Source organism: Mycobacterium scrofulaceum (assembly GCF_002086735.1).
Lineage (GTDB): Bacteria > Actinomycetota > Actinomycetes > Mycobacteriales > Mycobacteriaceae > Mycobacterium > Mycobacterium scrofulaceum.
In genome coordinates this window covers 90,574-96,870 of the sequence record NZ_MVIJ01000022.1, presented here as the reverse complement: position 1 = coordinate 96,870, position 6,297 = coordinate 90,574, and the positions used below count along the sequence as shown (strand labels likewise).

The following is a 6,297-nucleotide window of genomic DNA, read 5'->3' as shown; positions in this document are numbered from 1 at the left end:
ATCCCGGCACCGCACGAAATCGGCGAGCCCGGCCGAAGGGGTGTAGCGCGGCTCGGCCTGCGTCGGCGGGTTCAGCGCCACCAGCTTGGCCGAGCCGGCCAACTCGGCGACGACCTCGGCGGAGATCAGCCCGTCGGCACCCAGCTCCGATCCCGGAGCCGACCCGCGACCCTCGACGCTGGCCTGCTCGGCAACCACATGAATGACCACCGGCGACGCGGCGGGCCGCGCTCCGGGCGCACAGTCAGCCCGCCCGCAGCGGCAGCCCAGCCGATCCGCCGAGACCGCCAGCGCCCCGAGCGCATCAGCGCGCAGCTGGTCTCGGCTGCGCGGGTCGCGCTCACACACCGTGTCCGCCAGGGCATCCAACCGCCGGTCCAAAGCGTGCCCGTCCGGGCTGAACAAACCCCCACGAATCTCCGACATCCCGCCCTCGATGTCCTCGACCCACACCCCGCGCTCGGCCCGACACTGCTCGCGGCGCCGCACCGCGTCGACGTCGGCCTTGGCCACGACCTTGTCGACCTCGCCGGCCAACCGGCCCCGAGTCATCGACGGCCACCCCGGCGCACGCATCGCCAACTCGGCGTCCACCGCCGCCAACACCTGCGCGTCGGTAATCAAATCCGTGCGATACACGATGGTCTGAAACAACCGGAACCCGATGTCACCGGCCCGGAACACCGCGGCCACCCGCGGCAGCCGCTCACGCATCGCCAACGCATACCGCAGGAAGCTGCCCGCCATCGCCAGGCTCACCCGAAACGCCGCGGCCACCTCGGCACCCACCGCCGCCCAGGTGTCTACCGCCCAATCCGCCTCTTCCCCACGCTGGGCGCGCCGCAGCTCGAACAACTCCCCGATCGCATCCAACCGCTCCGCGACCACCTGAGCCTCCAACCGCCACGACGCACACATCCGATCCACCAGTTCGCGCGACCGCTCACACCGCGGCGGCTCCCAATAATCGTGCACCCGTGTATCGAACATGTGTTCGAGTATGCCACGGGCCGCCGACGCGCTACGGCAACCGGGTCCGATGCCGCTTGTCGTGCGGCGGCACGCCGTTCACGCCGCCGACGGACTGCGCGTAGCTGCCCACCGCGTAGGCGACGCCGGCACCCAGGACGGCCAGCGCGTCGCGGTTGATGTTGTCGGCCGTTTCGCGGGGCCCCTGATAGTTGGGGTCGAACGGCACCCCGGCCTGCCCGCCCCAGAGTCGGGCCTGCACGGTGGTTTTCGGTTGCGACGCCCCGGAAGTCAGGCCCCCGATCGGCACCCCCGCGACCATGAAGGGGTGATAGTCGGCCAGGGTGCTCAGCGGCATGTCCGCGGGCCGCTTCCCGGCCAGGTTCAGATAGGCGGCCAGCGTGCGTTCGATGCCGGCCGAGCCGTCGGGAACGTCGGCGTAGGTGATCCCGGGCGCCGGCGGACCGGACTGATCGCCGTCTTCGGTGAAGAAGCCGGCGTTGGGCGACCCCAGCGTGGTGAAGTTCAGGTACATCGCGATGTCGTTGAGCTGATCGCCGTTCATGCCGAACACGTAGTCCATGACGCCGTTGAGGCCGTCCTCGTCGGCGCCCCAGAACGCGAACCGCACCGCGTTGTTCAGCGGCGCCAGCGGGCCCAGTTGCAACGCCGTTTCCAGCACCGCGGCCACGCCGGATCCGTCGTCGTTGATGCCCGGGCCGCCGCGCGGCCCGTCGAGATGCGCGCCCACCATGATCACTTCGTGCGCCGAGCCGGTCTTGGTCTGCGCCAGCACGTTTCGTGAGGTGACCTTGACGTTGTGGGCGTCCAGCACCAGGCGGACGGGAGCGGTGGCGCCGGCGAGCGCGCTCGCGGCGGAGGACCCCGCAATCGCGACGGGCACGGTCAACTGCTTGAAGTAGCCCGGCGTGAACAGGCTCGGTGGAGCGCCCTGGCCCGCGGGCGCACTGAGCACGACCAGCGCGGCCGCCCCCCTGGCCACCGCGCTGTTCTGCTTGTCGACCACCGAACAACGGGCGTCGTCGACGACGGCGATCGAACCCTTGGGCAGCGCGGCCGGGTAATCGCCGGCGGCACAGCCCGACGGCTGGCGCGGCCGGGCGGGCTGCCCGGTCAAACCCCCCGGCGGTGTCCGGACCAACAGCGACGCCTGATCCACGGCGTAGCTGCGGCCGCCGACCGTCAGCGCGGGCTTGCCGGGCGAGACGGTGTACAGGCGATCGAACTGCGGCGTGAGCACCTCGAAACCCTTGTCGCGCAGCGTTTTAGCGACATAGTCGACGCTGGCGTCGTAACCCGGCGTGCCGTCGGCCCGGTTTCCCTTGTTGGCGTTGGCGATGTTCTGCAGCGCCCGCAGATGGGTGAACATCCCGTCGACGGTCACCTTCCCGGCCAGGGCGCGGCCCAGATCAGGCGCGGCGGCCGGTGATCCCGGCCGCGCCGGCGAGCAACCCGCCAGCAGCGCGGTCGCCAGCACTAACGTCGCGACCAGCCGGCGGGTCATGGCTTCGTCAGCACGTGGCGGGTGCGGTCATCCATCGTGGGCACCCCGTTGTGGCCACCGAGGTCCTGGGCGTACAGGCCGACCGCGTAGGCGACACCACCGCCGTTCACGCCCAGCGCGGCGCGGTCGATGTGATCGAGGGTGTCGGTTTTCTGGTGGTAGTTGGGGTCGAACGGCTGGTCGGCGGTCCCGCCCCACAACTTGGCCTGGTCCGCGGACATTTTCGACTCGGCGCCGGAGAACAGCCCCCCGGCGGGGACGCCCGCGAGGGTGAAGCCGTCGTAGTCGGATCGGCCGTCGAACGCCGTGTCCTGAGCGGTCTTCCCGGCGGACTTCAGGTAAGCGACCAGAGTGCGTTCGATGCCGGCCGATCCTTCGGGGACCACCGGCTGGCCGCGGACATCTGCCGGCAGCGACTGGTCCCCGTCATAGGTGAAGTAGCCGGGGTTCGGCGACGCGAGCATGTCGAAATTCAGGTACAGCGCAATGCTTTTGAGCGCGCCCAAGTCCAGCGACTCGACGTAGTTGCGCGACCCGATCAGCCCGAGTTCCTCCGCGCCCCAGAATCCGAACCGCACCGCGTTGTGCACCTGCGGCGAATTCCCCAGCCGCAGCGCGGTTTCCAGCACGGCGGCCACTCCCGAACCGTTGTCGTTGATGCCCGGCCCGGCGGGCACGCTGTCCAGGTGCGCGCCCGCCATGACGACGTTGCTCGTCGAGCCGGTCTTGGTCTGCGCGATCACGTTGCGGGCCTTGAAGCTCTGCACGCTCGCATTCAGCTTGATCGTCGTGGGACCCGGCTGGTTGCGCAATTGCACGCCCACGGACTTGGTCACGTTCACCACCGTGATCTTGACGTCCGTGTCCGGCCCCAGGGTGCCACCCATCTGCTGCTCGTCGACGTTGTCGGCGATGATCATCGCGATCGCGCCGCGCTGCGCCGCGACGTCCTCCTTCTGTGCGAACGGGCACGTTCCGCGGTCCACCAGCACCACGGCCCCCCGCACCGGGAGGTTGCCGTAATCCGAGGGCGCACAGCCGGGGCCGTTGGTGGCGGGCAGGGCCACCAACGGTCCGCTCACCCCGTCCGGCGGCGTGCCGAGGCTGAAGTCGAGCGCGTGCGCCTCCACCGGCCGGCCACCGACGGTCACCTCCGGCTTGTCGCCGTGGAACACCCGCGCCGAGAATTCGGGGGTCTGCACATCGAAACCGTTGCCGCGCAGAGTTTTTACCACGTAGTCGACGCTGGCCTCGTAACCGGGAGTACCCACCGCGCGGGTGCCGTTGTTGGCGTTGGCAATGTCCTGGAGCTTTGCCAGGTGGGCCATCATCGCGTCGGTCGTGACCTTGTCGTGCAGCGCGCCGGCAAAGGCGGCGGGGTTACCCGGCGGGGAGTCGGCCGGCCGGTGGAAGCATGCGGACGAGAACGCGGTCAGCCCGACCACCGCGAGTGCCGCCGGGATCGTCGTGAATTTGTGCACCATCGCGCCCCAGGTTAATCCGCGGCGGAGGCGGGGAGGATCAGGACACGGCGGTATCAGACGTGCAGCGCGCTGAACGGCGCAAAGGGGATGTTGCGCAGCACAAACCACACCGTGACCAAGCCGAGCGTCACCGCCGCCGTCCAGCGGCCGTGTTGCCAGCTGCGGATCCGCCTGCCGGCGAGGCGCCCGTAGGTCCAGGCGAGGTACGCCCACACCAGCAGCACGACGGCCGCCAGGCCCAAGGCGTTGAACCTGGCGGCCGCCATGATGTCGCCGTGCATCAGGGAGTACAGCATGCGCAGGCTGCCGCATCCCGGACAGTCGATTCCCAGCAGCGCTTTGGTGGGACACACCGGCAGCGGACCGTTGGGGGTGGTCGGGTCACCCGCCCAGATGGCGGCGCACATCAACGTCGTCGACGCGGCCACCACCAGTGGCGCGCCCAGACTCAGTTGCGCCGAACCGTGGCGGGTCACCATGGTCGCCGAACCGGGCTCAGAACATCGCGGCGAGCGCCGCGTTGGTGTTGGTGTTCAGCGCGCCGACCGCCATCAGGATGCCGTAGATGATGCCCACGACGACGCCGATGACCGCCGACCAGATCACCCACTTCTTGGCGCTGTCGGCCGACGCCTGCGCCTCGGCGTACCGGCCCTGCGCCCAGAGACCGTTGACTTGGCTGGATTTGACGATCGCCACGATCCCGAAGGGGAGACAGCAGAACAGGGTCACCAGGATGGACCACACCAGGTAGTTGTTCGGTGCCTGCCCGGCGGGCTGCTGCGGCGGGTAACCAGGCGGCGGAGGAGGGGGCGGTGCCGGCGGTTGCGTCATGGATTCTCCAGTCCCGAGAAGTTAGCTGGCGTGAAGCGGTGCTAACCATACCCGAGCACGGTGGCTGCGGCACTAGCAATGTGAAAATCCCCTTGGGGCCGCTGACATGCGGCGCGACGGTCTCGCCCCGTTCAACTTCGGTATCCCTGCCGGACCGGCCGAGGTGGGCCAGCGAACGCCATTGGGCGCCAGCGGCTTTCGAAATCGGCGCCGACCGGGCGCCGCGGCGCGACGCCGAAAAGCATGCCCAGACAGACAATTGCCAGCGGAATGTGTTGCTTCCTCACGACATAGCCCTACGATCCCTACTTAGCGGAAGCATGTTTCCCCGGCGGGCCACGCCGGCTCGACAACCGCTGAGGAGCCAGACGATGCCCCATCTCAGCAACGCCCTGCGGGCCGCGGCGGCCGCGGCGCTCGTCGGCGGCTGCGCCTTCGCGGGCACGGTGACGGCAACCGCGGATCCCGCCAACACCGGTAACTCGGCGGACCTCAACACTTTGGCCGCATCGCTGTCGAAGGGCTACGGGCTGAACAACTGCACCGCCCAAAGCATCACCGCCGGCGAACTGGCGTCGCTGACCTGCGGCCAGAGCCCCGATCCGAGCGGGCCGGTTCAGGCCAAATACATCCTGTTCAACAACGGCGACAACCTGGCCGGCTCGTTCGGCGCCAGCATCAAAGACGACGCGCTGAGCACCTGCGGGGACAGCGGCCAGTCGCCCACCAGCTGGCACCAGGGCAGCAACAGCGCCAACGCCGGACAGGTCGCGTGCGGGACGTACCGGAACGCCGCCGAGATCATCTGGACCAACGACGCCAAGAACATCTTGAGCTACATCCGCGGGTCGAACACCGACGCGGCGGCACTCTACCAGTGGTGGCGCGCCAACGGCTGACGACGGTTGGGGGGCAACGAATTTCGCATCACCCATCCAACAACCATAGGGAGTCAACGAAAATGTCACACCTGAACACCGCGCTGCGGGCCGTGTCGGCCGCGGCCCTCACCGGCGGTTTGGCTTTCGCGGGAAGCGCACCCGCGGTCGCGGAACCCAACACCGGCAACGCCACCGATATGAACACCCTGGCCGCCAACCTGTCGAAGGGCTACGGCCTCAACAACTGCAAGCCGCAGGAGTTGACCGAGTCCGGTGAGCTGGCCGAGCTGCTGTGCGGGCAGAGCCCCGACCCCAGCGGACCGGGCTCCGGCGTCTACGCCCTGTTCTCCAACGGCACCAACCTGGCGTCCGCGTTCAGTTCCACCATCAAGGACGTGTCGCTGGCCGCCTGCGGGGACGCCGGGCAGTCGCCGGGAACCTGGAAGCAGAACGGCCAGACGGGCGGCCAGATCGCCTGCGGCACCTACAAGAACTACGCGACGTTGACGTGGACCACCGACGCCAAGAACGTGCTGGGTCACCTGACGGCGTCCAACGCCGACGTCAACGCCCTCTACCAGTGGTGGCGCACCAACGGCTAACC

7 protein-coding genes are annotated in these 6,297 nt (G+C 69.0%); 2 read left to right on the top strand and 5 right to left on the bottom strand.

The features are described from left to right. The 5 genes from BST44_RS15940 to BST44_RS15920 form a co-directional block, all read right to left on the bottom strand. A partial coding sequence (locus tag BST44_RS15940) for a 13E12 repeat family protein (RefSeq protein WP_142274519.1) occupies positions 1–990 on the bottom strand: 990 nt, incomplete at its 3' end. 31 nt (positions 991–1,021) lie between these two features. Beyond that, positions 1,022–2,494, bottom strand: coding sequence for a M28 family peptidase (locus BST44_RS15935; protein WP_083178071.1), 1,473 nt, complete (start codon positions 2,492–2,494; stop codon positions 1,022–1,024). Continuing rightward, the gene (locus BST44_RS15930; protein WP_083178070.1) at positions 2,491–3,978 is read right to left on the bottom strand and encodes a M28 family metallopeptidase; all 1,488 of its coding nucleotides are present in this window, start codon (positions 3,976–3,978) and stop codon (positions 2,491–2,493) included. Before BST44_RS15930 ends, BST44_RS15935 begins: the two co-directional genes overlap by 4 nt. Before the next feature lie 53 nt (positions 3,979–4,031). Then, positions 4,032–4,457, bottom strand: coding sequence for a DUF2752 domain-containing protein (locus tag BST44_RS15925; RefSeq protein ID WP_083178069.1), 426 nt, complete (start codon positions 4,455–4,457; stop codon positions 4,032–4,034). Positions 4,458–4,473: 16 nt separating this feature from the next. Beyond that, positions 4,474–4,812 (bottom strand): CD225/dispanin family protein, encoded by a 339-nt coding sequence (locus BST44_RS15920; protein ID WP_083178068.1) that lies wholly within the window; start codon positions 4,810–4,812, stop codon positions 4,474–4,476. A gap of 371 nt (positions 4,813–5,183) precedes the next feature. Here BST44_RS15920 and BST44_RS15915 point away from each other — a divergent pair, with 371 nt between their 5' ends. Together BST44_RS15915 and BST44_RS15910 are read left to right on the top strand one after the other, a co-directional pair. Continuing rightward, positions 5,184–5,711 (top strand): serine/threonine protein kinase, encoded by a 528-nt coding sequence (locus BST44_RS15915; RefSeq protein ID WP_083178067.1) that lies wholly within the window; start codon positions 5,184–5,186, stop codon positions 5,709–5,711. 62 nt (positions 5,712–5,773) lie between these two features. Continuing rightward, a complete protein-coding gene (locus BST44_RS15910) occupies positions 5,774–6,295 on the top strand; it encodes a serine/threonine protein kinase (RefSeq protein ID WP_083178066.1) in 522 nt (173 codons plus the stop codon). Positions 6,296–6,297: the final 2 nt, after the last annotated feature.

Excerpts from the sequence above, each read along its gene's own strand:
- BST44_RS15910 (WP_083178066.1), top strand. The coding sequence starts at position 5,774 with ATGTCACACCTGAACACCGCGCTGCGGGCCGTGTCGGCCGCGGCCCTC.
- BST44_RS15935 (WP_083178071.1), bottom strand. The coding sequence starts at position 2,494 with ATGACCCGCCGGCTGGTCGCGACGTTAGTGCTGGCGACCGCGCTGCTG.
- BST44_RS15930 (WP_083178070.1), bottom strand. The coding sequence starts at position 3,978 with ATGGTGCACAAATTCACGACGATCCCGGCGGCACTCGCGGTGGTCGGG.
- BST44_RS15915 (WP_083178067.1), top strand. The coding sequence starts at position 5,184 with ATGCCCCATCTCAGCAACGCCCTGCGGGCCGCGGCGGCCGCGGCGCTC.
- BST44_RS15925 (WP_083178069.1), bottom strand. The coding sequence starts at position 4,457 with ATGGTGACCCGCCACGGTTCGGCGCAACTGAGTCTGGGCGCGCCACTG.
- BST44_RS15920 (WP_083178068.1), bottom strand. The coding sequence starts at position 4,812 with ATGACGCAACCGCCGGCACCGCCCCCTCCTCCGCCGCCTGGTTACCCG.